The sequence below is a fragment of the Proteus sp. PR00224 genome (genome assembly GCF_016238105.1).
Lineage (GTDB): Bacteria > Pseudomonadota > Gammaproteobacteria > Enterobacterales > Enterobacteriaceae > Proteus.
This window is the reverse complement of record NZ_JAEHQU010000005.1, coordinates 124,973-151,405: the sequence shown is the minus strand read 5'-3', so window position 1 is coordinate 151,405 and position 26,433 is coordinate 124,973. Positions and strand designations below refer to the sequence as shown.

At 38.2% G+C, this 26,433-nt stretch carries 24 protein-coding genes, 1 tRNA gene and 1 pseudogene; 12 read left to right on the top strand and 14 right to left on the bottom strand.

Features of this window, described 5'->3' with window-relative positions:
- The 3 genes from JEP71_RS10795 to JEP71_RS10785 are packed head-to-tail and all read right to left on the bottom strand — an operon-like array spanning window position 1 to window position 2,982.
- The gene (locus JEP71_RS10795; protein WP_198620738.1) at window positions 1-771 is read right to left on the bottom strand and encodes a hypothetical protein; all 771 of its coding nucleotides are present in this window, start codon (window positions 769-771) and stop codon (window positions 1-3) included.
- Window positions 764-1,900, bottom strand: a complete 1,137-nt coding sequence (locus JEP71_RS10790) for a phosphoribosyltransferase domain-containing protein (protein ID WP_198626215.1) — start codon at window positions 1,898-1,900, stop codon at window positions 764-766. The genes JEP71_RS10795 and JEP71_RS10790 overlap by 8 nt, the downstream gene beginning before the upstream one ends.
- 14 nt (window positions 1,901-1,914) lie before the next feature.
- Window positions 1,915-2,982 carry an ATP-grasp domain-containing protein gene (locus tag JEP71_RS10785; protein ID WP_198620740.1) on the bottom strand — a complete coding sequence of 356 codons (1,068 nt, stop codon included), beginning with the start codon at window positions 2,980-2,982 and terminating at the stop codon, window positions 1,915-1,917.
- A gap of 324 nt (window positions 2,983-3,306) precedes the next feature.
- Between JEP71_RS10785 and JEP71_RS10780 the strand changes: the two genes are divergently transcribed.
- The 6 genes from JEP71_RS10780 (at window position 3,307) to JEP71_RS10755 (ending at window position 7,913) form a co-directional block, all read left to right on the top strand.
- The gene (locus JEP71_RS10780; RefSeq protein ID WP_198620741.1) at window positions 3,307-3,891 is read left to right on the top strand and encodes a TerD family protein; all 585 of its coding nucleotides are present in this window, start codon (window positions 3,307-3,309) and stop codon (window positions 3,889-3,891) included.
- Entirely contained in the window at window positions 3,892-5,070 is a 1,179-nt protein-coding gene (locus JEP71_RS10775; protein WP_198626214.1) for a TerD family protein, read from the top strand.
- A 25-nt stretch (window positions 5,071-5,095) separates the two neighbouring features.
- Window positions 5,096-5,551 (top strand): tellurite resistance TerB family protein, encoded by a 456-nt coding sequence (locus tag JEP71_RS10770; RefSeq protein WP_109373009.1) that lies wholly within the window; start codon window positions 5,096-5,098, stop codon window positions 5,549-5,551.
- Between the two features lie 34 nt (window positions 5,552-5,585).
- Window positions 5,586-6,626, top strand: a complete 1,041-nt coding sequence (locus JEP71_RS10765; RefSeq protein WP_198620743.1) for a TerC/Alx family metal homeostasis membrane protein — start codon at window positions 5,586-5,588, stop codon at window positions 6,624-6,626.
- A 53-nt stretch (window positions 6,627-6,679) separates the two neighbouring features.
- A complete protein-coding gene (locus JEP71_RS10760) occupies window positions 6,680-7,258 on the top strand; it encodes a TerD family protein (RefSeq protein ID WP_100158820.1) in 579 nt (192 codons plus the stop codon).
- 79 nt (window positions 7,259-7,337) lie between these two features.
- Window positions 7,338-7,913, top strand: coding sequence for a TerD family protein (locus JEP71_RS10755; protein ID WP_109373011.1), 576 nt, complete (start codon window positions 7,338-7,340; stop codon window positions 7,911-7,913).
- A gap of 90 nt (window positions 7,914-8,003) precedes the next feature.
- Here the strand turns inward: JEP71_RS10755 and JEP71_RS10750 are convergent, their stop codons facing one another.
- Window positions 8,004-8,678, bottom strand: coding sequence for an HAD family hydrolase (locus JEP71_RS10750; protein WP_198620744.1), 675 nt, complete (start codon window positions 8,676-8,678; stop codon window positions 8,004-8,006).
- A 417-nt stretch (window positions 8,679-9,095) separates the two neighbouring features.
- On the opposite strand from JEP71_RS10750, the gene JEP71_RS10745 reads away from it, so the two are divergent.
- Window positions 9,096-10,622, top strand: a complete 1,527-nt coding sequence (locus JEP71_RS10745) for a methyl-accepting chemotaxis protein (protein WP_198620745.1) — start codon at window positions 9,096-9,098, stop codon at window positions 10,620-10,622.
- Between the two features lie 267 nt (window positions 10,623-10,889).
- On the top strand, window positions 10,890-12,419 hold the full coding sequence (locus tag JEP71_RS10740; protein WP_198620746.1) for a methyl-accepting chemotaxis protein: 1,530 nt from the start codon (window positions 10,890-10,892) through the stop codon (window positions 12,417-12,419).
- A 158-nt stretch (window positions 12,420-12,577) separates the two neighbouring features.
- Here the strand turns inward: JEP71_RS10740 and JEP71_RS10735 are convergent, their stop codons facing one another.
- From JEP71_RS10735 to rpsU, 7 genes are all read right to left on the bottom strand, one after another.
- The gene (locus JEP71_RS10735; RefSeq protein ID WP_198620771.1) at window positions 12,578-13,495 is read right to left on the bottom strand and encodes a bestrophin family protein; all 918 of its coding nucleotides are present in this window, start codon (window positions 13,493-13,495) and stop codon (window positions 12,578-12,580) included.
- A gap of 207 nt (window positions 13,496-13,702) precedes the next feature.
- Window positions 13,703-14,422 (bottom strand): scabin-related ADP-ribosyltransferase, encoded by a 720-nt coding sequence (locus JEP71_RS10730; protein ID WP_198620747.1) that lies wholly within the window; start codon window positions 14,420-14,422, stop codon window positions 13,703-13,705.
- An 87-nt stretch (window positions 14,423-14,509) separates the two neighbouring features.
- Window positions 14,510-14,869: a hypothetical protein gene (locus JEP71_RS10725; protein WP_198626213.1), complete on the bottom strand. Its 360-nt coding sequence runs from the start codon at window positions 14,867-14,869 to the stop codon at window positions 14,510-14,512.
- A gap of 554 nt (window positions 14,870-15,423) precedes the next feature.
- A tRNA-Ile gene (locus JEP71_RS10720) sits at window positions 15,424-15,500 on the bottom strand.
- Window positions 15,501-15,817: 317 nt separating this feature from the next.
- Window positions 15,818-17,674, bottom strand: a complete 1,857-nt coding sequence (gene rpoD / locus JEP71_RS10715; protein ID WP_198620772.1) for an RNA polymerase sigma factor RpoD — start codon at window positions 17,672-17,674, stop codon at window positions 15,818-15,820.
- Window positions 17,675-17,860: 186 nt separating this feature from the next.
- Window positions 17,861-19,609 carry a DNA primase gene (dnaG, locus tag JEP71_RS10710; RefSeq protein ID WP_198620773.1) on the bottom strand — a complete coding sequence of 583 codons (1,749 nt, stop codon included), beginning with the start codon at window positions 19,607-19,609 and terminating at the stop codon, window positions 17,861-17,863.
- Between the two features lie 112 nt (window positions 19,610-19,721).
- The gene (gene rpsU / locus JEP71_RS10705) at window positions 19,722-19,937 is read right to left on the bottom strand and encodes a 30S ribosomal protein S21 (RefSeq protein ID WP_001144069.1); all 216 of its coding nucleotides are present in this window, start codon (window positions 19,935-19,937) and stop codon (window positions 19,722-19,724) included.
- 342 nt (window positions 19,938-20,279) lie between these two features.
- Here rpsU and tsaD point away from each other — a divergent pair, with 342 nt between their 5' ends.
- Window positions 20,280-21,299, top strand: a complete 1,020-nt coding sequence (gene tsaD / locus JEP71_RS10700; RefSeq protein ID WP_198626212.1) for a tRNA (adenosine(37)-N6)-threonylcarbamoyltransferase complex transferase subunit TsaD — start codon at window positions 20,280-20,282, stop codon at window positions 21,297-21,299.
- A 137-nt stretch (window positions 21,300-21,436) separates the two neighbouring features.
- A pseudogene (locus JEP71_RS10695) lies at window positions 21,437-22,223 on the top strand (IS3 family transposase).
- A gap of 49 nt (window positions 22,224-22,272) precedes the next feature.
- On the opposite strand, the gene plsY reads toward JEP71_RS10695, so the two are convergent.
- Entirely contained in the window at window positions 22,273-22,929 is a 657-nt protein-coding gene (gene plsY, locus JEP71_RS10690; RefSeq protein WP_023582777.1) for a glycerol-3-phosphate 1-O-acyltransferase PlsY, read from the bottom strand.
- A 104-nt stretch (window positions 22,930-23,033) separates the two neighbouring features.
- On the opposite strand from plsY, the gene folB reads away from it, so the two are divergent.
- Window positions 23,034-23,384: a bifunctional dihydroneopterin aldolase/7,8-dihydroneopterin epimerase gene (gene folB, locus JEP71_RS10685; RefSeq protein ID WP_099074474.1), complete on the top strand. Its 351-nt coding sequence runs from the start codon at window positions 23,034-23,036 to the stop codon at window positions 23,382-23,384.
- On the opposite strand, the gene JEP71_RS10680 is transcribed toward folB, so the two are convergent.
- Together JEP71_RS10680 and JEP71_RS10675 are read right to left on the bottom strand one after the other, a co-directional pair.
- A complete protein-coding gene (locus tag JEP71_RS10680) occupies window positions 23,385-24,623 on the bottom strand; it encodes a multifunctional CCA addition/repair protein (RefSeq protein ID WP_198626211.1) in 1,239 nt (412 codons plus the stop codon).
- A gap of 26 nt (window positions 24,624-24,649) precedes the next feature.
- Window positions 24,650-25,270 carry a TIGR04211 family SH3 domain-containing protein gene (locus JEP71_RS10675; RefSeq protein ID WP_109373056.1) on the bottom strand — a complete coding sequence of 207 codons (621 nt, stop codon included), beginning with the start codon at window positions 25,268-25,270 and terminating at the stop codon, window positions 24,650-24,652.
- A gap of 219 nt (window positions 25,271-25,489) precedes the next feature.
- On the opposite strand from JEP71_RS10675, the gene JEP71_RS10670 reads away from it, so the two are divergent.
- A complete protein-coding gene (locus JEP71_RS10670) occupies window positions 25,490-26,413 on the top strand; it encodes a CYTH domain-containing protein (RefSeq protein WP_198626210.1) in 924 nt (307 codons plus the stop codon).
- Window positions 26,414-26,433: the final 20 nt, after the last annotated feature.

Genomic DNA, 26,433 nt, shown 5'->3' with positions numbered 1-26,433 from the left:
TTATTCTCCAAAAATTTTTGTGTTGATCGCATCCGCAAATTGGCTTTGACGAGGAAGTCCATACCAACTACATAATTTCATAAAGCGATGATCACTTAGGCTGTCACCGAGTCCAATCACAGGAAAAACACCACGCTCAGTTTTTAATTTATTGAGCAAATAGGTGGCAGCTTTGCCTTTTTCGATAGGCTCAGGTAACCAAGCAATATTGTTGCTGTTACGATGAATATAAAAACCTTCAGTTGAGAATGTTTTTTCTATCTCATCACCTATGGTGTATAGCTCGTCTAATCGTGTGCTATCGTTATGCTTCATGACTAAATAAATAGGCAAATCACCGTATTCATAGTTAATTCGCGCCCAACCATCAATATTTCGTTCCGCCATTAATTGCGTGATTGATTGTTGTAGAGTCAATAAACGCTGTGTATATGGCGCTAAGCTTTGAGTGATGTGGTTTTGCCATTGTGTATCAGCATTGCCTTCTGGCGTTAATATCACCGCACCATGTGTAGTAATCGCCCAAGAATGAAAAGGAATGGTCACTCGGCTAATCTCTTCTGTTCCACGAGCAGTAACAGGAATTAAATCCGCGTGCTCTAACATCCAATCTACAAGCATGGCTTGCTCTTGGGTCATAAAGCTACGGGGTTCTAAGCTTCTATCTAGCGCGCCAGTCTTATAGGGTTCTAGTGCTAATTCATCCACCATCTTACGACGTGTTTGAAATAGTGTGTCATCGAGATCAGTTAAAATAACGGGCTTAGTCATAACTAATTACCTCAACAATAGGTGCAACTTTATTGAGGGCTTCAATCAGTTGGCTATCAATGCTTTCAGCTGGTGTTTCACAACAAAGCAAAATGCGATCAAATTGTTGATGCGCCACGTTATAGACGAAGTTAGGAATACCTAAACCATAATTATCAGTAAATGTGATCGCTGATTGAATGGCAAAATTAGTTGAAATAGGTGAACGCGTTGTCGAACTATATTTTACGATAGCACCTTGTTTTTCAAGACGTTCAGCCAATAAAAACGGCTCCCAAACAAATTCTCCCGATCCTAAAACAAGGATTTTTTCACCTAAAGAAGCATTGATGGATAAACCCAGATCGCTTGCGGGCGTTGTCATCCCTAATCGACCCCAGCTCTGTTTACCAGTGATAGCAACTTGCCCTGATGCAGTGATATTAACGTTAGGCATAACAGGTAAAGGCGCATTTGGATCGGCATCCCATTGCCACTTCCCTTGAACTAAAGAGAGGGTTTTAATCGGTAATGGGGAGCGCTCAGCGATAGAATCACCACTCCAATCGGTTAAGGTTACCGCTATAACCTGCTCAATATGGGTTAATCCACCTTCTTCACGTAGTGCTGAAAGCAGGTTGATAAAGGTATTACCTGTAGTCGCTTCATCATCAATTAATACAACGGTTTTTGCTTTTTGTACCCACTGGCGTTGCTCTGCTGTTGTAGGTAAATAGAGTAAGTGATCAGTCGCGTGGCTGTGATTTTCTTTAAATTCACACAGCAACTCACCTTTATCAACAGGATGACGTGTTGATGTTAAATAAATGGCTTGTTGATAGCGATTTCTCACTTCATCAAAAATGCCAGCACCTAAACCCACCGCCGTTTCTGCCATACCAATAAACAGTACAGGACCTTCAAGTGAGTCAGGAAATTGATGGGCAAGTTTTTGGTAGGTTTCACGCATTTTTTTCGGTGAAACAGGAATATGACGACCTAATACTTTACTGACAAATAGAAATGCACGCTTAGGATTGCGTCTTTCTGCAATATCAAATAATTCATCAAGTAACTCAATAGAACAATTTGGCGTCACACTTAATGTGCCACAAGAAAGAAGGCGACGATAAACGGATGAGTCACTCATACTATTTTTCATTATTAATTATTATCCGTACTGATTAAGTTTGTTAACGCTGAATTGAAAACAATAGAATCGGTGATTGAGCGTATTTTTGTTGGTGTAAAATGGTTATTTTGGGCTTCAGCCTCTTCAATACTTATTAATCCTAATTGGCGTAAAGCAAAAATACCTGCAAGATTAATTCCACAATGTTGGGTATAACCAATACCACCAGAAGGGCGCATATTAATTTCAAGTAAGAGTGGGCGACCTTGATGATTATTTCGAGTTTGCACATTCACAAGACCATCGGCTTTCATCGCCGTTGCGCACGCTTTACCTAATTCATAAGCCTCGCCTGAGATCTCTAGATGTTGTATTGCACCCTCTTTGCGTCGAGCTACAGCTGCAATAACATCACCTTGTTCAACCACCATATCAACAGAGTATTCAGGACCAGGCAAATAAGGCATTAAGACTAAAGGTTCAAAATGTTCAACTGCCTTTAATGCATCAAGATATTGTTGAGGATTGACTTGGCGATTTTCTGGGTGATTAAACAGTGCCATCGGTGAAACTTGATTATCAAAGCGCCAAAAACCCATACCATAAATCCCTTTTACAGGTTTGATGCATAAAGGTATTTCGCCAAAAGGAGGCTCTTTTATATGCGTTTCTAATTCATCGATAGATTTAATGTAAATAGAAGGTACTGCAGGAAGCCCACATTGTTCCATCGCTTGTGCAAATGCAACTTTATTATCAGCTAACTGAAGCTGTTCAAGTTGTGTGGCCCCAGTTGTTAATTTTACCCCAAATGACTCAATTTCTTGGCGGTGTAATTCAAACCATGCGCTATTACGACCGGTGTGAATGGCACGGACTTGATGCTGTCTTACAACATCATCGATAAATTGTAAGCGTAATGTCTCTTCAAGAGGTTCATAAAAAGCCCCATCAGCAAGCGATAAAATCTCATTTCGAGTATGACGATGAGATGCGAGCACAAAGATCTCTTGGTGCTGCTGTTTTGCAAAGTCTTTAACACTTTGAATTATATCGCGTTGTGATGATAAACCTTCCATAAACCAAATTGTGTTATTCATTACTCTGTATACCGTGAAATAAAAGTGTAGGGTTCAATGCTTATAATCATGAAGATTTCGAAGAACTGTGTCAATCATAATATGATTTATTTGAGTTAATTTTTAAATTGGGTAATTGAGTAAGTTATTATTATGATTTTTTTGTGTTTTTAATATTTTATTACAATGAAAATATCATTAATATCAATAAATTGACAAAACTTTAAATTTAAGTGAGAAAAATAGTCTTGCTCGTGTACTTCATCATGATATGATGATTTTCATGATATGGAATTAATCACAAATGGCGTTATTGTTTCACTCTACCTCTGAAGGAATTTAATTATGGTTTCATTAAGCAAGAATCAAACAGTTTCTCTCAGTAAACAAGTACCTACACTGAGCCACTTAATGTTTGGTTTGGGCTGGGATCCGATTAAGAAAAAAGGATTATTAGGCGGTCTTTTTGGTGGTGGTGGTTCTATCGATTTAGATGCAAGTTGCGTATTACTTGACGCAAATGGTAATCAAATCGATACCATTTGGTTTAGAAAATTAAAATCAAGTTGTCAGTCGGTTATTCACTCTGGTGATAACTTAACGGGTGACGGTGATGGCGATGATGAAACAATTTTCGTTGATTTAAACCGTTTACCAACAAATGTTGAATACTTGGTATTTACAGTAAATAGTTTCCGTGGACAAACATTTAATGAAGTTGAAAACGCATTCTGCCGAGTTGTTGATAAAACAACGAATAAAGAGCTAGTGCGTTATACCTTAACAGAGCAAGGCTCTCATACAGGTATCGTGATTGCTTCTTTACAACGTAATCATGGTCAATGGGATTTCACTGCGTTTGGTGCGCCTTGTAAAGGCCGTGTTATTAATGACATGATGCCTGATATTGTGGCTACGGTGGTGCGATAAATGAATATGACTCCAGGCGGTAACGTACCTGTTCCTAATCAAACATTAATCATTAGAATTCAATCAGGTGCACCAGTTGATGTGTCTGCTTTTAGACTTTATGCGTCAGGTAAAGTGAATGGCGACACCGATATGGTGTTTTATGGACAGACAGCTAATGATGATCGCACCGTTATTTATGCGACAGCAGGAAACAGCACATCTTTTACGGTGGATCTAACGCGCTTACGTCCAGATGTTGAAAAAATTGCGTTTACGGCGACTTGTGAAGGTCAACAAACTATCGCAAATTTACAACGATTATCAATTCAAGTTGATGCTAATAACGAAGTTGTGGCAAACGGTAATGTTGATATTAACGGTCGTCCTGAAGCGGCATTAATTTTAGGTGAATTGTATCTTCGTAATGGTAGTTGGAAGTTCCGTTTTATCGCTCAAGGATTTAACGGCGGTTTAAAGCCATTAGCTGAACATTTTGGTGTTGATATTGCAGACTCTGCACCAGCACCAGCACCAGCACCAGCACCAGCACCAGCACCAAAACCGGCGCCAGCGCCAAGTTCGGTGAACTTAAGTAAGGTTTCTTTAACTAAAGAAAAACCGGCAATTAGCCTAACGAAGAAAGATGACTTCGGTAAAATTCGGATCAACCTTGATTGGCATCGAGAAAGCAAAAGTGGGGGTTCTGGGTTATTAGGTGGGTTGTTCGGTGGCAATAAAGGTATCGATTTAGATATCGGTGCTTTTGTTGAACTTCAGCAAGGACATAAGTCCGTTATTCAAGCATTAGGAAACGGGTTTGGTGATTTCAATCGTATTCCTTATGTTGAATTGCAAGGCGATGATCGTACGGGAGATGTTGCTGGTGGTGAATGGATCTTTGTGAATGGACGTGAATGGAAAAATATCAAGCAAGTGCTGATTTTCGCGTTTATTTATGAAGGTGTACCGAATTGGAGCAAAACAGATGGTGTTGTCACCATTCATGTACCAGAACAACCTCCTATCGAAACCCGTTTAACTGACGGTAATAATGGTCGCAATATGTGTGCGATTGCACGACTCGTTAATGAGAATGGTTCGATAAAAGTTGAACGTCTCAATGAGTTTTTTAAAGGTCACCGTGATATGGATAATGCCTACGGGTGGGGATTTCGCTGGACAGCGGGTTCTAAGTGATCAAGTTGATATAAGGAAAAATAGCATGAGTTTTTTTAACAAATTAAAAGATGGTTTTAATTCAGGTCGCTCTGAGTTAGCAAAGCAAGTTGGTCGCTTTAAAAACAAAAAATTTATGCAAGGCACTGTTGCTGTTTGCGCACGTATTGCCATTGCCAGCGGTGGAGTGAGTTCTGAAGAAAAACAGAAGATGCTCGGTTTTTTAAAAGCATCGGATGAACTTAAAGTTTTTGATACTTCTGAAGTTATCGAATTCTTTAATAAGCTAATCCTGAGTTTCGAATTTGATACTGAAGTCGGTAAAGGCGAAACCATGAAGTATATTCTGGCAATGAAAGATCAGCCAGAAGCTGCGCAATTAGCTATTCGTGTCGGTATTGCTGTTGCGAAAAGTGATGGTGATTTTGACAATGATGAAAAAGAAGCTGTGCGCGCTATTGCCATTGCATTAGGTTTTGAGCCCGCAGAATTTGGTTTGTAATTAATTTAATATAGGGAACCGTTTAGGAATTATTATGGTATCCACACATATTGGTTTTCCGACAGAAACTGTCATTGTCTTTGTTGTACTTGCGATTGGCGCTATTTTTATCGACTTATTTATGCATCGCTCAGATAAGCCGATAACATTAAAGAATGCCATATTTTGGTCTATATTCTGGGTTGCTATTGCAATGGTATTCGCAGGATTCCTTTATATTCACCATGGTGCAGAGGTTGCGAGCTTATTCGTAACAGGTTATGCGCTAGAGAAAGTGCTTTCGGTTGATAACTTGTTTGTCATGATGGCGATTTTCTCTTGGTTTGCTGTGCCTGATCGCTTCCGTCACCGCGTTCTTTATTGGGGTATCATCGGTGCTATTGTTTTCCGTGGGATCTTTGTTGCCATCGGTACAGGACTGTTAAGTTTAGGACCATATGTTGAGATAGTATTTGCCTTAATCGTGGCTTGGACGGCAGTTATGATGCTGAAAAGCGGTGATGATAGTGAAGAAATTGAAGACTATTCGCAGCATCTTGCTTATCGCTTAGTAAAACGATTTTTCCCTATATGGCCAAAAATCACTGGACATGCATTCTTACTAACACAAAAAGAAGTTGATGTAGAGTTAGCGAAACCTGAAAACAAAGATATTACTATCGGTCGTGGTACAAAAGCTGCGCTATATGCAACGCCACTGATGCTGTGTGTGGCAGTCGTAGAGCTTTCTGATGTGATGTTTGCTTTCGACTCGGTTCCCGCTATTATCGCAGTAAGCCGTGAACCTTTAATTGTATATAGTGCAATGATGTTCGCAATTTTAGGCTTACGTACGCTTTACTTCGTGTTAGAAGCGTTAAAACAGTATCTCGTTTACCTTGAAAAAGCGGTTATTGTGTTGTTGTTCTTTATTGCTGTAAAACTGGGTCTAAATGCAACAGATCATATTTGGCAACATGGATACAGCATCTCCGCGACAACCAGCCTATTTGTTGTGCTTGGTGTTCTTGCTCTGGGTATTATTGCAAGTTTCTTATTCCCAGAGAAAAAGGATAATGAAGGTAAGTCAGAATAATTAGTATTCTTGAGAAATCAGAATATCAAAAACTAAATTAAAGAGGTTAAAAAATGAGCGTTTCTCTTTCTAAAGGTGGTAATGTCTCTCTGAGCAAAGCAGCCCCAACGATGAAAAACGTCCTTGTCGGACTTGGTTGGGATGCCCGTTCTACAGATGGTCAAGATTTTGACTTAGATGCATCTGTATTTCTGTTAGCGGCTAATGGAAAAGTACGTAGCGATGCCGATTTCATTTTTTATAACAACTTAAGATCTGCTGATGGCTCTGTTGTTCACACGGGTGATAACCGTACTGGTGAAGGCGATGGTGATGATGAAGCGCTGAAAATCAAATTAGACATGATCCCAAATGATGTCGATAAGGTTATCTTCGTTGTGACTATCCATGATGCGCAAGCTCGTCGCCAAAGCTTTGGCCAAGTATCAGGTGCATTTATTCGTTTAGTTAATGATGACAACCAAATTGAAGTTGCTCGTTATGACTTAACGGAAGATGCATCAACAGAAACAGCAATGTTATTTGGTGAGCTATATCGCCATAACTCGGAGTGGAAATTCCGTGCTGTTGGTCAAGGTTATGCAGGTGGTTTAGGTTCAGTTTGTGCTCAATACGGTATTAATGCCTCTTGATAGTGGATTTATAAGACACTAACCGCTGGCAGTCATAAGATGTGATTGCCAGTTTATTCAATAAAGTAGGAGCTTTGATATGGCAGTTTCCCTTGTTAAAGGCGGTAATGTTTCTCTGACTAAAGAAGCACCAACAATGTCGGTTGCTATGGTTGGTCTAGGATGGGATGCCCGCGTGACTGATGGCGCAGAGTTCGATTTAGATGCGTCAGTGTTCATGGTAGGTGAAGATGGAAAAGTACTTTCAGACGCAAGTTTTATCTTCTTTAATAACAAAGTGAGTCAATGTGGAAGCGTTGAACACCAAGGAGATAACCGTACTGGGGAAGGCGATGGTGATGATGAGCAAGTAAAAATCACCCTATCAAAAGTCCCTGCTGAAGTGAAAAAATTGGTATTCGCAGTCACTATTTATGATGCTGAAAATCGTAAACAAAACTTCGGTATGGTGAGCAACAGTTTTATGCGCGTTTTTAATAACGACAATAATACTGAAATTGCACGCTTTGATCTTTCTGAAGATGCATCTACAGAAACTGCAATGATCTTTGGTGAGTTATATCGCCATGGTACAGAGTGGAAATTTAAAGCTGTAGGTCAAGGTTTTGCGGGTGGTTTAGGTGCATTAGCATCACAACACGGCGTGAATATCTAATCTCTACACTATTAGTACATATAGTACATAGTGCATGGTAAAAACCCTCGTTAATCGAGGGTTTTTTTGTGCTCAATTTTGTGGGTAAGATTATTTTTTTGTTTCTATCTTTATGGGGGATTTTTTCGATTTACTTTTACCTGTATGAAAGTGGCGCCAATGAGGATCTTGTGCTGCAAAAAGCAACTCATGATCACCTCGAGAATCTCCCCAAGCTCTTAAATGATATTGTGTGAGATCCCCATAAACACTTTCTAACCGCTTGATTTTTTCACCACAGCGACAGTTATTACCAATAATTTTCCCCGTTAATACACCTTCAACAACCTCGAGCGTTGTACCAATTAATTTAATGCCTAAGCGATCAGCAAAGGGTTGTAATACCATTGCTGGTGATGCTGAACAAATGGTGACTTCAGCGTGACTGTTCACCTCTTCAGCAACGGCTAATAAACCGGTAGGGCGCATTAGTTTAGCCCAGTAAAGTTGGCAGAAGGCTTCGGCTTTTTCTTTTAACCAATTCTCATCAATGTTGGTTAAAAAGGTTTTAATAAGTACTTCTTTTAATTCATCACGAGTAAGTTTGCGTCTAAAGCAACGTAATGTGGGCAATACCATCTTAATCAAACGGCGTGAAAATTTACGTTTACCAAAAGCAAACTTTAAAAAAGGAATAAAACTGTCGTGATAGGTCAGCGTGCCATCAAAATCAAACACTGATAATGTTTTTACGGTGTTTTTTGAGTTTTCAAACTGAGGTTGCATAAAAAGTTAAGCTCCGTAAATCATCAGAGTTTTTTAAGGTCATGGTGCATATTATATCATCGTTCTCAAAATGAGATAGTACGGTTGTTACTTATTGAAAATAAAACTATTTATACTTTTATGAATAATAGGGTGTAGGAGTAATCGATGAAAAGCATCAGTAGATATTGGCTACCCAATAAAGTAATGCGTGATTGATAAAAAATAGCGTATTTATTATTAACATTATTGGTTGCATTATTTTATAAAATAAGAATAAAGCGTGATTTATTTAAAATATGATTAGTGGTTATTTATAGAATAAAAATTTTTAAATAAAAATTATTAACTTATATGTATCAATGATAATTAAATAAAAAAATAACTTCGTCGATAAAAAATAAAGTTTATCGATATGTACATATAGGTATTTTTATTATGAGTATTAAACAAAGTGCTAAAATAGGCGCATCTGCACTGTTATTAATTTTTATTTTATCCTCTGTATTATCTACATTTTTCATCTATAAAATGAAAAATAATTTTACTCAAGTTGAAGTATTATTGACACGTTACACCGATGTTTTGATGGCGCGTTATCAATTAGCGATTATGCGTTCTAATGTGAATTTTCTGATACAAGATACCGCCGAAACAAATGCTAAAGATGCTGAAATTATTGAGAAAAACAAAAAAATTGCGGTAAGTGCTAAACATGCAATGGATATATGGGTAAAAGAAAAGAAAGTCACAGTAGAAGCACAAAAAAGTGCAGATGAAATAGCAAAGTTATTTTATAGCCTAATTGATAGACTCTTGATTGCGTCAAATGGCTCAGAAGCAATACATATAAAGGATACAGAGTTTGCCAATGATTTTGATAGATTAAATAATTTATTTGATAACTATGTTTCTGTTAAAGCCAAAAATAGTGCTGGGCTCAGAAATAGACAAGATACGATGGTTCAGCTTTCTATTTATTCCACTCTCATATCCTTATTAATTCTATTCGTTATTTTATATTTTGCTATTCGTTGGATAAACAAAACCTTTATTTATAACCTTAATACGTTGTCTAATGTGTTAAATAAAGTTGGTAAAGGGGAATTAGTTTTCGATTTACCTAAAATGAAAAAAGATGAATTTGGTGAGTTATTTTCACATGTGAGTGATATGCAAAAAGCGTTAACTTCTACCATTCTTACCGTAAAAAGAGAAACGTTAGAGATAAAACGAGGAGCTTCTGAAATTGCATCAGGTAATCAGGAGCTCTCTGCTCGTACTGAAGAGCAAGCTAGTGCATTACAACAAACCGCAGCCAGTATGGAAGAGATTAAAACCGCAGTAGCCAATAACACCGAAAATACTCAAGAAGCCAATGAGATTATTAATCAATCCAATGACATCGTTATAGATGGTGCTAGTGTAATGAAAGAAGCTATCTCATCGATGAAAAAAATAGAGCAAGGCGCGTTAAAAGTGGGTGAGATTAACGAAGTGATTAATAATCTTGCGAGTCAAACGAATATTTTAGCGCTAAATGCAGCAGTAGAAGCTGCGAGAGCAGGGGAACAAGGGCGAGGTTTTACCGTTGTTGCTGCTGAAGTAAGAAATTTAGCAGCCAAAAGTGCAGATGCTGCAAAAGAGATCAGCCAGATATTAAAAGCATCTATAAAAGATGTCGCAGAAGGAACCGCTCTCGTTAATAAAACGGGAAAACATATGCAAGAGATCGTTTCTTCAATTACAAAAGTAAATAATATTATGCAAGGGATAAGTCTCGCTTCTGAAGAGCAACGGGTTGGTATTGAACAAATTGCGGTGGCGATTAATCAGATGGATACGGTTGTGCAACAAAACGCCTCTTTAGTGGATCAAGGCGCATCTTCAACGATGATGTTAGACGAAAAAGCGCAGGTATTGATGGATAATGTAGCGGTATTTCAGATTGAGGAACCGATGTAATAACGATTAAAACAGCTCACTTTGAAGTATTGTATTGAAGTGCGCTGTTTTATTTTTAACTTATTAATAACACTAAAATATTATTTCATTGTGAGATATTATCAAAGTTAAAATATGAATATCAGTATAAAAAACTAGTCGCAATCATTGATTGAAAACTGTAATAAGTGTTTGTATCGATAATTCTGATTAATAAGTAAATAAAATCTATTTCGTGCCGATAAATGAGTACATTTGTATCACTTTATTACCGGGGTGGATTATTTCATGAGTATTGAAAGATCAGCTAAAGTAGGTTCTATCATATTATTAGCCATTTTCTTATTATCATCTGTATTGTCGTCATTTTTTATTTATAGGATGCAAGAGAACTTCGCATCATTGGATTCTTTGAATACCAGATTGAATAGTGTTCAAGAAGCAAGGTATGAATTAGCGACCATTCGTTCTCACGTCAACTACCTAATGTTGTTGAAAACAATGACGGATGAGAATAAGCAAGAAACAATTAAATCACTTGTTGCTGAAGCGAAAGAGTTGGCGACAAAATCAAAAGCGACTATCACACATTGGGTAGGCGTGAAGAAGATAAGTCCTGACGCTCAACGTAATTCAGAACAACTATCAGTGTTATTCTATTATCTTCTAGATGAACTTATTGCACCTATAGATACGCTAGATTACACAGAATCAAACCTCTCTGGTGACTTTAATCGTTTATCTGATCTCTTTGATGAATATCTTATGATCACTAAAGCTGTGAATGATGATATTAAAACACAGCAAGCTTGGATGGTTCATCTTTCTATTTATACCTCGATTATTGCGTTAGCCATTATCCTTTCTCTGCTTTATATGGTTATTCGTTGGATAAACAAAACTTTTATCTTCAATCTCAATACATTGTCTTCGATTTTACAAAAAGTGGGAGAGGGAGATTTAAGTTTCACTCTACCTAAGAAACGAAATGATGAGTTTGGAACTTTGTTCTCTAATGTAGGGGATATGCAAACAGCGCTAACATCGACTATTCAACTTGTTAAAGAAGAAGCGCTAGAGATCAAAAAAGGTTCGGCAGAAATTGCTTCTGGCAACCAAGATCTCTCTTCTCGTACTGAGGAGCAAGCAAGTGCTTTACAACAAACAGCAGCAAGTATGGAAGAGATAAAAATCGCAGTAGTGAATAATACGGATAATGCGATTTTAGCAAACTCCATTACCGCAGAAACACGCGATTTAGCGATTGATGGTTCTAACATTATGAATGATGCGATTAACTCAATGAAGAAAATTGAGGTAGGAACATTAAAAGTTGCTGAAATCAATGATGTGGTTAATAACATAGCAAGCCAAACCAATATTCTGGCATTAAACGCAGCCGTTGAAGCGGCGCGTGCAGGTGAGCAAGGCCGTGGATTTACTGTTGTTGCAACAGAAGTGAGAAATTTAGCAGCAAGAAGTGCAGATGCTGCGCGTGAAATTAATCAAATTATCAGAGAATCCGTTGCTGATGTGGCTCATGGCCGTGAGTTGGTTAATAAAACGGGTGAGCATATGCAAGAGATAGTCTCTTCTATTACTAAAGTCAGCGATATTATGCAGGGCATTAGTATTGCATCAGAAGAGCAAAAAGTCGGGATCGAACAAATTGCTGTCGCAATTAACCAAATGGATTCTGTTGTACAGCAAAATGCTGCCTTGGTTGAACAAGGTGCAACATCAACAATGATCTTAGATGAGAAAGCACAAAACTTAACAGATAAAGTTTCAGTCTTTCAAATTAAAGAACAATATTAATCCGTTAAGTTAGTCTGTTAATATTGTATTCAAAACAAGCTCACTCTGAGTGTAAAACTCAAGTGAGCTTTATTATTATTGGCTTTAGCCAGTTTAAGTCGCGTCAGCGTCTTAAATATAAAATCACCCGCTTACGGGTGGTTATGATTATTTATTGATCATAGTAAGTTATAATGTTTATCTGGTCTTACAGTTATCGGTAATGGGGTAATATCTTGCATTTCTAATAAGTTTCTTTCAATCGTATTACAAATGGCATTTAAGGGTAAGTCATTTGCAGATACACCAAAAGGATCTTCTAATTCTTCAGCTAATGAATCCCAAGATAAAAAAGTATAAGAGATAAAAACTGATACAAACGGTGTCATATAATGGAGATCTGCTACCAAAGCAAAAGGTAATAATGTACAAAATAAATAAACAGTACGTTGCAATATCAAAGTATAAGCAAATGGAACTGGGGTATTTGAGATCCGTTCGCAACCTCCGAGTACATCAGATAAATTATTAATATCTTTATTAATTGATTGAAAAATAACATCACTTATCATCTTGTTATCTCTCAGTTCACCTATTTTTAAACCGATATGTAATAAAATACGATTAGTGGGATAAGGGCTATTCATTATTTCATTAAATAAAGTTCGAGGTAATAGGCGGTAAAGATCAACCATTGGATCTGTTTTTCTTAGCTCGTGCTTTAAGCTCCAACTAAAAGCAATTAATAGATTAGAAAAGTCTCGATTAAATTGTTTATCTTCAGGTAATAATGCTTTTATATTTCTTAATATATTACGATGAGTAATTAACATATTACCCCATAGGGTTCTGGCTTCCACAAGCCTGCTATAGCTTGCATTATTTCTGAAACCAAGGAATATTGCGATGGCAATACCGAGTAAACTAAAAGGAGCAACTGTTAAGTGTATTCCTAATTGTTCATACCATTGATAAATCAAAATAGCGATAATTGACATGATAACATTAAGGCATAAACGAAAGATTATTTTTGAAAGCACTGAACCATGCCAATCAAATAACCGAAAGAACCAGTGTTGATTAGGACGAATGACCATAATAGTAATTATATAAGACAAGATTTGAATTGTGAGAATATTATCTCAATAAAAGAAGTAATAAGCCAATTAATTCTATTAAAATAATTAATAAGTATGAAAGTTCTGATTCATATATACCTATATGAATCAGAAAGATAAATTTATATTATTAGACATGAGTATCGTTAATGTAATAATGCAGACATAGTTGATTTGATTTATTAATCATAATGCTTCAGCCACCTCCATAACTGTACTTAGTACAGAACCCCAAGTGAATGAAGATGAAGGTAGCACTGCGGATGCTTCTGCTAACTCATTGTTTATATTTGTCATAGATAATCCCATCACTAGATGAGGTAAATTATCTATTTTTAATGGGTTATAACCTTTATAGGGTTCATCAGATGAATGTGTTTTTTCTGGTGAATAATGAGGATTTACCATTGTTTCTTCAAGGATCTCACTACCTTCTTTAGTGTAAATAGTGACAAGTTCTATTAATTGATTTGGAATATTTATATATGCAGAATATTCTTGCTCTTCAGTTAATACTGATCTTAATACGTCACTAACACGTTCTTTAATTTTATCATGATAATAATAGACAGTCTCAAGTGCAGAATAAAAATTATTTGTTGCTCTTATCTTATAAATATAAGATTTATTTTCGCTTGAGACATTGAGTAAATCTTTTGCGAATTTTTCACTTGATTTAAAACTTGATGTTGTCGGAATAAATGCAGAGTCTTTACTCCCTCTTCTCCCTGAAACACCGTTTACATGGGAATGAAAATTGATATTATTTCCCCAAGCGACAAATCCTTTTTTAAATACCTCCTCGGGTGGTCTTGAGTCTGCTCGGTACACTTTACTAACAGGTCTTGCATATGATAGTTGTATATTAAATAAAATAAATAATATAATTAAAATTATTTTTTTCATTATAACCTCTATTTTTCAATAAATGCTTTATAGTGTTATGTCATTTCCCTTTTTTATTTAGTCATGATTTCTTTTACTTTTGGATAATTAGTGTCTTGATAACCCAATCATAAAGAGGGCATCGTTACCAGGAAAAGTTTTTTCACTTCCAATACATACGGCTATATTTGTTTGTGTCAGAAATGAAACCTTAGCGATATCGTAAAGTGCAGTTGCGTTGTACATAATGCCATAATGATAAGAGCCACCAGTGGTAGGGACAAATTTTATATTGGCTGCTAACACTGGTTTTTCCCCATCGTTATAACTATTAGTTACAACCGTGAGGCTGGAAATTTTGCCATTTTTTACTTTTCCATTTAGTTTTTTGCAATAACCGTCAAAATCAATACCGGCATGCGAAAATGCTGAAAAGGAAAGAATACTAATAATAAGTAATTTTTTCATTTATAACCTCTATATTTGTTTACGGTATTTATATGTGATTGTTGTGTATTCCATTCAATAAATAATTAATGTTTATTGTGGGGGCTAATATGTACATCAAGGTAATGGAAACGATTTAAATATACAGAGGTGAATTATTTTTTAAATATTTTATTTTAATATGTTGTAATGGAAAAATAATATGCTTTTTTAGATCAAGAAATTTTCATATTCTATTAATGAAAGAATAAAGTTTGAGATGTGGAAAAAGGAACACGATAAAAAATAACACATTAATAGTAAAAGAAATTTCATGCTTTACGTGGGATTGATGATCCATATTTTACGCGAGAGAATTTTAGAGAATATTTATTTTTCAGTGAGTTATAGATTTTTGAAACTGAAATAGAATGGAATTCAAAACAAATAATAAAAAATTTTTAAAATGTAGTGATTCTATAAATATTAACGTAGCTAAAAATATCTGATGGGGCAAAAATGGGGCAATGGTTTATAGAAACAAAAAAGCCACTTGCTAAGAAGTGGCTTAATATGCTGATTTAACAGCTAAAATTTGGTGGCCCCTACTGGACTTGAACCAGTGACCAAGCGATTATGAGTCGCCTGCTCTAACCAACTGAGCTAAGGGGCCTTAATGGAGTGTGATTATACGTGCCATTTGGCACGAGGTCTAGCCTTTGAATGACTGTATGCGCAAATTCTGTTCAATCTAAACAATAAAAAAATAAAACGGAGAATAACTGTGATATCAATAACATAGCGTAACGAGTTATGGATAAGCTTACGTACAGGTACAATAATATAAATAATAAGGCTATTTTTTATAAATATATGTAGGTGAAATCTATCGTAGATTAGATAGATTGTAGATACCGTATCGAAATTCCATAAAAAAACGCCTGTGATATCACAGGCGTTTGTTATAACTTTTATTGAAAAGTAAGTCGATTACTCATCAAGGAAGCTGCGTAACACTTCAGAACGGCTTGGGTGGCGTAATTTACGCAGTGCCTTCGCTTCAATCTGACGAATACGTTCACGGGTAACATCAAACTGTTTACCCACTTCTTCCAAGGTATGGTCGGTATTCATATCGATACCAAAACGCATACGCAGGACTTTCGCTTCACGCAATGTTAAGCCTGCTAACACTTCGTGAGTTGCTGAACGTAAGCTTTCTGATGTTGCAGAATCCAGTGGTAATTCGAGAGTAGTATCCTCGATAAAATCACCTAAATGTGAATCTTCATCGTCACCGATTGGGGTTTCCATGGAGATTGGTTCTTTAGCGATTTTCAGTACCTTACGGATCTTGTCTTCAGGCATCAGCATGCGTTCTGCAAGCTCTTCTGGTGAAGGTTCACGCCCCATCTCTTGCAACATTTGACGAGAGATACGGTTCAGTTTATTAATCGTTTCGATCATGTGAACAGGGATACGGATTGTACGCGCCTGATCAGCGATTGAACGAGTAATTGCCTGACGGATCCACCATGTTGCATAAGTTGAGAACTTATAACCACGACGGTATTCAAATTTATCAACCGCTTTCATCAGACCAATATTCCCTTCCTGAATCAGGTCAAGGAACTGTAAGCCACGGTTGGTATATTTTTTCGCGATAGAGATAACGAGACGTAAGTTCGCTTCGACCATCTCTTTTTTCGCACGACGTGCTTTTGCTTCACCGATAGACATACGACGGTTAATATCTTTAACCTGTTCGATTGTCAGTCCAGTTTCAACTTCAATTTGTTGCAGTTTTTGTAAGCTGCGTTGTACTTCTTCTTCAATACCTGCCAGTTTTTCAGACCAAGGCTTATTCATTGCACGAGCAGCAGTGAACCATGTGTCATTGGTTTCGTTACCTGTAAACAGCGTAATGAAGGTTTTCTTTGGCATCTTAACTTGATCAACACAAAGACGCATGATGTGACGTTCTTGAGCACGAACTCTGTCCATCATGTCACGCATATTGTTAACCAAATAATCAAATTGTTTCGGTACTAAACGGAACTGTTTGAAAATTTCAGATAATAATAAGATTTCAAGCTCTGTATCTTTGTGGTTGCGACCTTTCGCCTTGATAGTTTGGCGAGTTTTTTCATATTGCTCACGAAGCTCAGTAAATTTCTGACGCGCTAATTCAGGATCGATGCTGTTATCATCATCGCTATCGCTGTCATTGTCGCCATCTTCATCTTCGTCTTCATCTTCGTCTTCAGCGCTGTTGTCAACTTCATCATCATCTTTGCCTAAGTTGACATCTTCACTTTCTGCCATTTCTTCGGCATTAGGGTCAATAAACGCAGTAATTAAGTCTGAAAGACGTGCTTCGCCAGCTTCAACGCGATCATACTGTTCAAGAAGATAAGTAATTGCTTCAGGATATTCTGCAACGGAACATTGAACTTGGTTAATACCATCTTCAATGCGTTTTGCGATATCAATTTCACCTTCCCGGGTGAGCAGTTCAACGGTACCCATTTCGCGCATATACATACGCACAGGGTCGGTTGTACGGCCAATCTCAGATTCTACACTAGAAAGTACCTGAGCTGCGGCTTCTGCAGCATCATCATCAGTATCATTTGAATTTTCTGCCAGCATCAGATCATCGGCGTCAGGTGCTTCTTCCATAACCTGAATGCCCATGTCGTTAATCATCTGGATGATGTCTTCGATTTGATCTGAATCGACGATATCTTCCGGCAGATGGTCATTGACCTCAGCATAGGTCAGGTAGCCTTGCTCCTTACCTTTAGTAACAAGTAGCTTCAGCTGTGACTGCGGGTTTTGCTCCATAAGACGGTATCCACACTTCAAAGTAATTTGGGTTGGTGTCGGTCGGCGATAACTGTTCAGCCAACAATAACTACGGAGGGGCATTTTCATTGTCGATTGCTACGGTCCCCTCAGCGTAGCAAATGTAGGTTTTTAGTACCTACCGATAGCGGCAATTAAGCCGTGTTTTTAATCTTAATTCTGTGTTTACTTTTTAACGCGTGCCTGTATTATCAATTGGACTTCTTCGCGTTCATCTTGCGTTAGGCCTTCTGTTCTCTCTTTCGCAATAAGTGTGTTTAAACGTTCATCCATTGCGGTTAAAAAAAGATGATCTAACGTGTCTGTAAAGGTTTTTTCTGCAATCTCATCTATATCTATATCGTTCCACATTGCCAATTTTTCAAGCTGTTTACCGAATTTATTCTCTCTATAGAGTTCGATAATTTGTCCCGTATTTAGGCCAGGTTGTGCTTGGCAAACAGAAACTAATTCAATAAAAAGTGATAGACCTGCAATTTTTTCTGTACTTAATCCCTCGAGAGGGGGCACTAATTTAGAGAATTCTGGGTTTTGTATCAATAGGGCAATCAATATACGCATCGGTGTTGTGCGTAATTTTGTCGGTTGATACGATAAATCGTGATTAACCGGCGTTCTACCAAATAAACGATCCATCTGCTCAATATCGGGATTTCCCGTTAAGCTTCCAAGCTCTCTTAATAAATATAGACGTAAAGTTTCACTTGGGATCTTATCTATTAATGGTCTGGCTAAACTATATAGCTTACCATTGCCTTCTTGAGTACTCAGATCCACTTGAGGAACGAGTGAATCAAATAAAAATTCTGATAATGAATGTGCTTGTTCCATACGTTTTTCAAAAGCTTCTTTACCTTCACGACGAACCAATGAATCGGGATCATCACCTTCGGGTAAAAACATAAAACGTAAAGAGCGACCATCATTTAAAAAAGGAAGGGCGGTTTCTAATGCTCGCCATGCGGCATCACGTCCAGCTCTATCTCCATCATAGCAGCAAATAATGTTATCCGTTGTCCGAAAGAGCAACTGGATATGTTCTGCTGTGGTGGAGGTTCCTAATGAGGCAACGGCATAATCAATACCAAACTGCGCTAATGCCACAACATCCATATAACCTTCAACAACTAATAGCTTTGTGACGTTATTATTAGATTGTTGCGCTTCATAAAGTCCGTAAAGTTGACGTCCTTTATGGAATATCTCTGTTTCTGGTGAGTTTAAGTATTTAGGTAAATCATCACCTAAAACACGCCCACCAAAGGCAATAACACGACCACGTCTATCTCGGATAGGAAACATGACTCGTTGGCGAAAACGATCATAAGTGCGACCATTATCGTTAGTTATTACCATACCCGCTTCAAGAAGTAAGGCTTTATTATCGGCACTTTGACCAAAACGTTTTAGGACGTTATCCCAACCTGTTGGTACAAATCCAATAGAAAAACGGGTAATAATATCTTCACTAAGCCCACGATGCGCAAGGTAGTTTCTTGCTTCCTGTGCATCAGGTTTATTGAGAGCGCTACTATAATACTGATTCAATTTCTCCATCACTTGATAGAGATTTTGTCTTATATGTCGTTCAATAGGGCTACTGCTTGTTCCTGATTCATAAGGAACGTCTAACCCATGCATTGCTGCTAACTCTTCAATGGTTTCGACAAAATCGAGTCTGTCGTAATTCATCAAAAAATCAATAGCATTGCCATGCGCGCCGCAACCAAAACAGTGGTAAAACTGTTTGTCGCTATTTACTGTGAAAGAGGGCGTTTTTTCATTATGAAACGGACAACACGCTGAATGATTTTTGCCTTGTTTTTTTAACGGCACGCGAGCGTCGATAAGATCGATGATATCGGTTCGAGCTAGCAAATCATTGATAAATGAACGTGGAATTCGTCCAGCCATAAGCCCTTTTACGCCTGTTGTTGAACGAGAATAAGCCGCGCTCTCAGGAGAAAGCACGGCCTTTAACTGCGACTACAGTGTCTGCATACGTTGCGGTATAAGCCGCAAAATATTAGTACAGACGAGTACGACGTGCGTTTTCGCGAGCTAATTTTTTAGCGTGACGTTTTACTGCTGATGCTTTAGCGCGTTTACGTTCAGTCGTTGGTTTTTCATAAAACTCACGACGACGAACTTCTGCTAATACGCCTGCTTTTTCACAAGAGCGTTTGAAACGACGAAGAGCAACGTCAAATGGCTCGTTTTCACGTACTTTGATTACCGGCATGTGCCTCTCACCTCAATAGAAATCGGTTTGCGCTGGCATTATTTAAGCCAGCCGACATTTAAAATGGTGCGGAATTTTACTTCAAAGCAGGGCACTTTGTAAAGAGATGCACAAAATTGAAACGCAAACTCTCACTTTTGTGTCTTTTTAATAAGTACACAAAAAGCGACAGTCGCTAACCACACATTTAAATCACTTAAAATAGGTGAATAATTATAGACCAGAAAAAGGAATTTGTCACATGCTGGTATGTAAAAGATGTTGCGAAGGCGTATAAAATCACCGAAATAATGATACAATCGATTTATTACGCGAGTTAGCGAAGAAGAATTTGGAAGCGTCATGCGAGTTTTAGGTATTGAAACATCTTGCGATGAAACCGGTATCGCAATCTATGATGATAAAGCCGGCCTATTAGCGAATCAACTTTATAGCCAGATTAAACTGCACGCCGATTATGGTGGGGTAGTTCCTGAGCTTGCTTCACGGGATCATATCCGTAAAACAGTACCTCTTATTCAAGCGGCACTGAAAGAAGCAAATCTTACGGCGCAAGATATTGATGCGGTTGCTTATACTGCTGGCCCCGGTCTTGTTGGCGCGTTGCTTGTAGGGGCAACCATTGGACGCTCATTAGCTTTTGCGTGGGATGTCCCAGCTATTCCTGTTCATCATATGGAAGGCCATTTATTGGCTCCAATGCTTGAAGAGAAAACACCAGAGTTTCCATTTGTGGCACTTTTGGTTTCTGGTGGTCATACACAGTTAATTAGTGTGACGGGAATTGGCGAATACACCTTATTAGGTGAATCTATTGATGATGCTGCTGGCGAAGCTTTTGATAAAACGGCAAAACTGCTGGGATTAGATTACCCTGGTGGCCCAGTATTATCGAAAATGGCGCAACAAGGCACAGAAGGTCGCTTTGTCTTTCCTCGCCCAATGACAGATAGACCTGGACTTGATTTTAGTTTCTCGGGTTTAAAAACCTTTGCAGCTAATACTATTCGTCAAAATGATGATTCAGACCAAACTCGTGCTGATATTGCACGGGCATTTGAAGATGCGGTTGTTGATACGCTTGCGATAAAATGTCGTAGAGCTTTAGAACAAACAGGCTTTAAACGTTTGGTTATGGCAGGTGGTGTAAGTGCTAATCGTACATTACGTGCAAAAATGGAAACCGTAATGAAGCAATTAGGTGGCGAAGTTTTTTATGCGCGTCCTGAATTATGTACTGATAATGGCGCAATGATTGCACTAGCAGGAATGATCCGCTTTAAAGGCGGTACAGAAGGCCCGTTAAGTGTGACCGTAAGACCTCGCTGGCCTTTAGCTGAGTTGCCTGCATTAACGCGTTAATAGTTATAAGCTAAAAAATAATTCAAAATTGAAGCGCTTTGGTGTGTTATCAAAGCGCTTTTTTGTATCTTTATTTTAAAGCTATGACCCGTCCTAAATAAGGTTGACACTTTTCCAATCTAAAATTGGAGAGTGTAATGAAACCAATCACTAAACGAACTCAACGCGATTATTCTCTCGCTTTTAAATTACAGCTTGTTGACCAAGTTGAAAAAGGCGAAATGACATATAAACAAGATCACTATGGTATACAAGGATACTCTACGGTTTTGGTTTGGCTTCGTAAGCATGGTAGATTAGATTGGTCGTGATCGGTTATTTTCTTTATTGAAAGAGCATCAATTACTGGTGCCTAATAAGCGGGCTTATCATCGGACAACCTTAAGCCATCATCGTTTTCATCGTCATCCAAATTTAATTAAGTCGGGATTTATTCCCACACAACCAGAGCAACTTTGGGTGGCAGATATTACTTATCTATCAACCCATGAGGGTGACACCTATTTAAGTTTAATTACAGATGCTTATTCGCGAAAAATCGTGGGATATCATTTAGATAACAATATGAAAACAAGTTCAGTAAAAAGGTCGTTAATTCAGGCGTTAAAGAAACGAGTTTTAACAACCTTATTAATTCATCATTCAGATCGAGGAATACAGTATTGTTCTTCAGAATATCAGGAGATACATAAAGAGCATAATATTCAATGTTCTATGACTGATGGGTATGATTGTTATCAAAATGCCTTAGCAGAACGAATCAATGGAATATTAAAAATGGAGTATCTACTGATAAAACCGAGTAATTTGGAACAAGCAAGAAAATTAGTTGAAGAATCAATACAGCTCTATAATGAAAAACGACCGCATTTATCATTAAACTATAAAACGCCCGATGAAGTTCATCGAGCGCTTTATGCCTGAAAAGTTGTCAACCTATATCAGGACTAGTCAGACATTTGGGCAAAGGAGGTTAATCTTCTTTTTCTTGCTCTTTAGCTTCTTGAATGATCTCTTTTTCTGTTTTTTCAGTCTTTTTCTTTAATTTATGCCAGATACGGCTCTCTTGACCACGCCATAAACGTTGAATATTGTCGTGATGACGGTAAAGTACCAGACATGATAATAAAGCAACGGGATAAGTGAATTCTGGTTTAAACCACCAAACATAAAAAGGGGCAAGGAGTGCGCTGATAATCGCACCAAGCGATGAATAGCCACTCAGTAAGACGGTGAGTAACCACGTTCCTGCGATAAGCCCACTTAAATCCCAACCAATGGCAGCGATAGCACCAAATGCAGTGGCTACACCTTTTCCGCCTTTAAAGTGGAAAAAAACAGGATAAATATGACCTAGACAAGCTGCTATTGCGACAATACCGAGGTAAAAAGGAGGCACATTTAAGTAATAGGCGAGCCAAACAGGGATCATCCCTTTTAGGACGTCACAAATAAGAACGGCTGCCGCGGCTGCTTTTCCTCCAATACGTAGGACGTTGGTTGCTCCGGGATTGCCAGAGCCAAATTTTCTTGGATCAGGGAGTCTTGCCAGTCGGCAAATCAATATCGCGCTGGAGATTGAGCCGCACAAGTAGGCGAAGATGATCATTCCAAGTGCGTTAGCACTCATTTGTATTCTCCAATGTTTATGTAAGTTCGTTAAGCATGTATGGATAATACGCATATTTCATCGGAAGTGGTATCCGATGAGCAGAAAAAATAAGAGATGACGTGATGGATATCGTATTTATTGAGCAATTATCAGTAATAACCACAATCGGTGTTTATGATTGGGAAAAAACCATAAAACAAAAATTAGTGTTCGATATCGAAATGGAATGGGATAACAAACGCGCATCCCAAACTGATGATGTGGTTCATTGTTTAGATTATGCCAGTGTGAGCAATGCAATTATTGACTATGTTGAGACTCGACGTTTTGAATTAGTTGAACGTGTTGCTGAAGAAGTGGCACAGCTATTGATAACGCAATTTGCTGTACCAAGAGTAAAAATTAAATTAGCGAAACCAGGAGCTGTTGCACAAGCCACAAATGTAGGTGTGATTATTGAGCGTAAAGCTTAATTAGCGCTGTTCCTGATTAAGTCGCGATTTCCATTTTATAATCGCGACTTCTCGTTGCTTGGTTAGCGCATCTCGTATTGCACTGCCTTTTAATCCACTTTCAATGATTGGCTTAATATCCACATTATTTGCAACAAGGAAAGCTTGGCAAAGAAACGCACGTTGTGGATAAGCAATATTTTCTAAGCCCTTACGTCCTCTCGCATCCGCTTCACTCACCATTGCAAGTTGTTCAACACGTTCTGGTTTTCGCCATGCATCAATAGCATCAAATAAGCGGATTATTTTAGAGGGGCGCATTCTATCAATACGATGGATATGATCATGAAATCTTGCCGTTAAACGCGCGAGATCACGGATATGATTAGGAATATGATAACGTTGACACAAGGCTTCAACTAAAGGCACACCCGCAGGACCATGACCGTGATGATGAGGCCAATTTTCAGGAGGTGTTAATCCTTTTCCCAAATCATGGCATAAGGCACTAAAGCGCACCGCAATATCGTCTGTTAATTGACTGGCGATATTAAGTACCATCATGGCATGAATGCCAGTATCGATTTCTGGGTGCCATTTTTCAGGAGCAGGTACACCAAACAAAGCATCAATTTCAGGAAAAAGAACGCTTAAAGCACCACATTGACGTAAAACTTCAAAATAGACTTGAGGCGCGGGGCTCTCAAGGGCTTTTTCAGTCTCTTTCCAAACACGTTCAGCAGTCAGTGCATTTAACTCACCACTTTGTGCCATCGTCTTCATTAATTGCAGTGTTTCAGGTGCAACATTAAATCCTAAAGGCGCAAACCGTGCCGCAAAACGTGCAACTCGCAAAACTCTTAACGGATCTTCTGAAAATGCCTCAGAAACATGGCGAAGTTGTCTCGCATTGATGTCATCTATGCCGTGGTAAGGATCGACATATCCGCCATCAACGGAATAAGCGATAGCGTTAATGGTGAGATCACGACGCGCAAGATCGTCTTCTAATGTGACATCGGGTGCTGCATAGCAAGTGAATCCCGTGTAACCTGAGCCTGATTTTCGTTCTGTACGCGCAAGGGCATATTCTTCATGAGTATCTGGATGAAGAAAAACAGGAAAATCTTTGCCTACTTGTTGATAGCCTTGTTGTAATAGCATTTGAGGTGTTGCACCAACAACAACCCAATCTCTGTCTTTTACTGGCATCTGTAACAGTTGGTCGCGTACAGCGCCACCAACAAGGTATATATTCACGGGATCACTGTTCCTTTGGTTGGATATTAGTTCATCCAACGATCATTACGTTTACGACGACGCGGAATAATATGTGGAAGGATCAGGCCAAAGACAAGACCTGCACCAGCAACACCACCACCATACATAAACCACTGTAAGATGATATCGCGTTGTCTGTCATCTAATTGTTGATTAGCAAAATCGAGTTTTTTCTCTGCGACAGCGAGCTTAGTTCTCATTTGTTCATTTTCTTTTTTCAAGCCATTGATGATGTCATCACTGTTTGAAACTTTATTTTGCATATCTATTGTACGTTGATTCCAACTTTGGTCGATATTCGCCAGTTTGTCGCGCAGTGTTTGGATCTCTTTTTCCATCGCAGGAATGCGAGTACGCATGCTTGGCTGAGCACTCAGTTGGCTTTCAGGTATCCAAACAGTACGATCTTTATCGTCTTTAATTTGTACGTAACCCGTTGCTGCATTACGAGAAAGTACGGTGACTGTTGAGCCAGAATTTAAAGAGCCAACGATTCGATACTGATTTCCTGGTCCACTATGCACATAAGTGGATAATTCATCGGAAACATAACGAGTTTCTGCGTGTGAGCTCAGAGAAAAGCCTAAGCCAAGTAAGGAAAGAAAAAGTAAGGGTAATTTTCGCATTATGTTTTCAACTTTTTTATCTATACAAGAGAATATTTTTACTGATACTAAAGAGTAAAGTTTGCGTAAGCAAATAGTAAACCAGAATGAGAACAGTCTTAACTGGTAGAATATAGGGATAATCTGCCTTTTATTCATTATTGTTATTAGGCTATCACTTGCAAAATGAAAATGCGTCAAATATTTTACTAATCAATTGATTTACTTAAGGGAAATAGAATGAGCCAATTAGAAACTGAACTCAAAATGAGTGCCATACCTGCCACTATTCCTCACATTATTCAGCGCATTCTGACTCTACCTCATCAGCATACTGCACCCAAAAAGCTGACTAATCTTTACTTTGAAACCGCAGATAATCAAATTCGTCGCTGGGATATGGGGCTGCGTATTCGTGGTGTTGATGAACGTTATGAAATGACAATTAAAACTGCCGGTAAAGTCGTTGCTGGTTTGCATCAACGTCCAGAATATAACGTGGAATTAGAACAACCTAAATTAGATCTAGCACGATTCCCAGCAGAAATCTGGCCTGAAAATACCGACCTTACACAATTAGAGTCTCAACTTGATGTGCTGTTTAATACGGACTTTTACCGTGAAATTTGGCTGGTGGATTTTCAAAATAGCCAAATTGAAGTGGTGTTAGATAAAGGTGCTATTCGCACTCATCAATATGAGTTGCCCATTGAAGAGTTCGAGTTAGAACTCAAAAAAGGCAATGTGTCAGATGTTATCGCATTAGCGACTTATTTAGGTGAAAAGGGCGGATTGCGTCTTGCTTCTCGCAGTAAGGCGGCTCGAGGCTATTATTTGGCGAAAGATAAACCTGCATTATCGTTGAGTGTGGTGAATCTTTCTCCTAGTGATACAACGGCTCAGCAATTGACTAAATGGTTAAGTGCGATACAGGCATTAGAAGAAGCGATTTTTGCCAATCCGACGCCACCGACAATTACCATGCCTGCCATGTTGGCATTATTTTCAGATTGGTGCAAAAAACAGTCTGATTTGCCTAGATCTATGGAACAATCACTCAATGCGATTTCACCGTTAACATTTACAACAGCAACCGACTATTATCATGTTTTATGGTTGAATTTTAAGTTATCTTCTATGGCATGGTTACTGTCTATTGCTTAATTTCCTGACAACTTGAGAGT

Coding starts and splice junctions, on each gene's coding strand:
- JEP71_RS10795 (WP_198620738.1), bottom strand. CDS start 771: ATGACTAAGCCCGTTATTTTAACTGATCTCGATGACACACTATTTCAA.
- JEP71_RS10790 (WP_198626215.1), bottom strand. CDS start 1,900: ATGAGTGACTCATCCGTTTATCGTCGCCTTCTTTCTTGTGGCACATTA.
- JEP71_RS10785 (WP_198620740.1), bottom strand. CDS start 2,982: ATGAATAACACAATTTGGTTTATGGAAGGTTTATCATCACAACGCGAT.
- JEP71_RS10780 (WP_198620741.1), top strand. CDS start 3,307: ATGGTTTCATTAAGCAAGAATCAAACAGTTTCTCTCAGTAAACAAGTA.
- JEP71_RS10775 (WP_198626214.1), top strand. CDS start 3,892: ATGAATATGACTCCAGGCGGTAACGTACCTGTTCCTAATCAAACATTA.
- JEP71_RS10770 (WP_109373009.1), top strand. CDS start 5,096: ATGAGTTTTTTTAACAAATTAAAAGATGGTTTTAATTCAGGTCGCTCT.
- JEP71_RS10765 (WP_198620743.1), top strand. CDS start 5,586: ATGGTATCCACACATATTGGTTTTCCGACAGAAACTGTCATTGTCTTT.
- JEP71_RS10760 (WP_100158820.1), top strand. CDS start 6,680: ATGAGCGTTTCTCTTTCTAAAGGTGGTAATGTCTCTCTGAGCAAAGCA.
- JEP71_RS10755 (WP_109373011.1), top strand. CDS start 7,338: ATGGCAGTTTCCCTTGTTAAAGGCGGTAATGTTTCTCTGACTAAAGAA.
- JEP71_RS10750 (WP_198620744.1), bottom strand. CDS start 8,678: ATGCAACCTCAGTTTGAAAACTCAAAAAACACCGTAAAAACATTATCA.
- JEP71_RS10745 (WP_198620745.1), top strand. CDS start 9,096: ATGAGTATTAAACAAAGTGCTAAAATAGGCGCATCTGCACTGTTATTA.
- JEP71_RS10740 (WP_198620746.1), top strand. CDS start 10,890: ATGAGTATTGAAAGATCAGCTAAAGTAGGTTCTATCATATTATTAGCC.
- JEP71_RS10735 (WP_198620771.1), bottom strand. CDS start 13,495: ATGGTCATTCGTCCTAATCAACACTGGTTCTTTCGGTTATTTGATTGG.
- JEP71_RS10730 (WP_198620747.1), bottom strand. CDS start 14,422: ATGAAAAAAATAATTTTAATTATATTATTTATTTTATTTAATATACAA.
- JEP71_RS10725 (WP_198626213.1), bottom strand. CDS start 14,869: ATGAAAAAATTACTTATTATTAGTATTCTTTCCTTTTCAGCATTTTCG.
- rpoD (WP_198620772.1), bottom strand. CDS start 17,674: ATGGAGCAAAACCCGCAGTCACAGCTGAAGCTACTTGTTACTAAAGGT.
- dnaG (WP_198620773.1), bottom strand. CDS start 19,609: ATGGCTGGACGAATTCCACGTTCATTTATCAATGATTTGCTAGCTCGA.
- rpsU (WP_001144069.1), bottom strand. CDS start 19,937: ATGCCGGTAATCAAAGTACGTGAAAACGAGCCATTTGACGTTGCTCTT.
- tsaD (WP_198626212.1), top strand. CDS start 20,280: ATGCGAGTTTTAGGTATTGAAACATCTTGCGATGAAACCGGTATCGCA.
- plsY (WP_023582777.1), bottom strand. CDS start 22,929: ATGAGTGCTAACGCACTTGGAATGATCATCTTCGCCTACTTGTGCGGC.
- folB (WP_099074474.1), top strand. CDS start 23,034: ATGGATATCGTATTTATTGAGCAATTATCAGTAATAACCACAATCGGT.
- JEP71_RS10675 (WP_109373056.1), bottom strand. CDS start 25,270: ATGCGAAAATTACCCTTACTTTTTCTTTCCTTACTTGGCTTAGGCTTT.
- JEP71_RS10670 (WP_198626210.1), top strand. CDS start 25,490: ATGAGCCAATTAGAAACTGAACTCAAAATGAGTGCCATACCTGCCACT.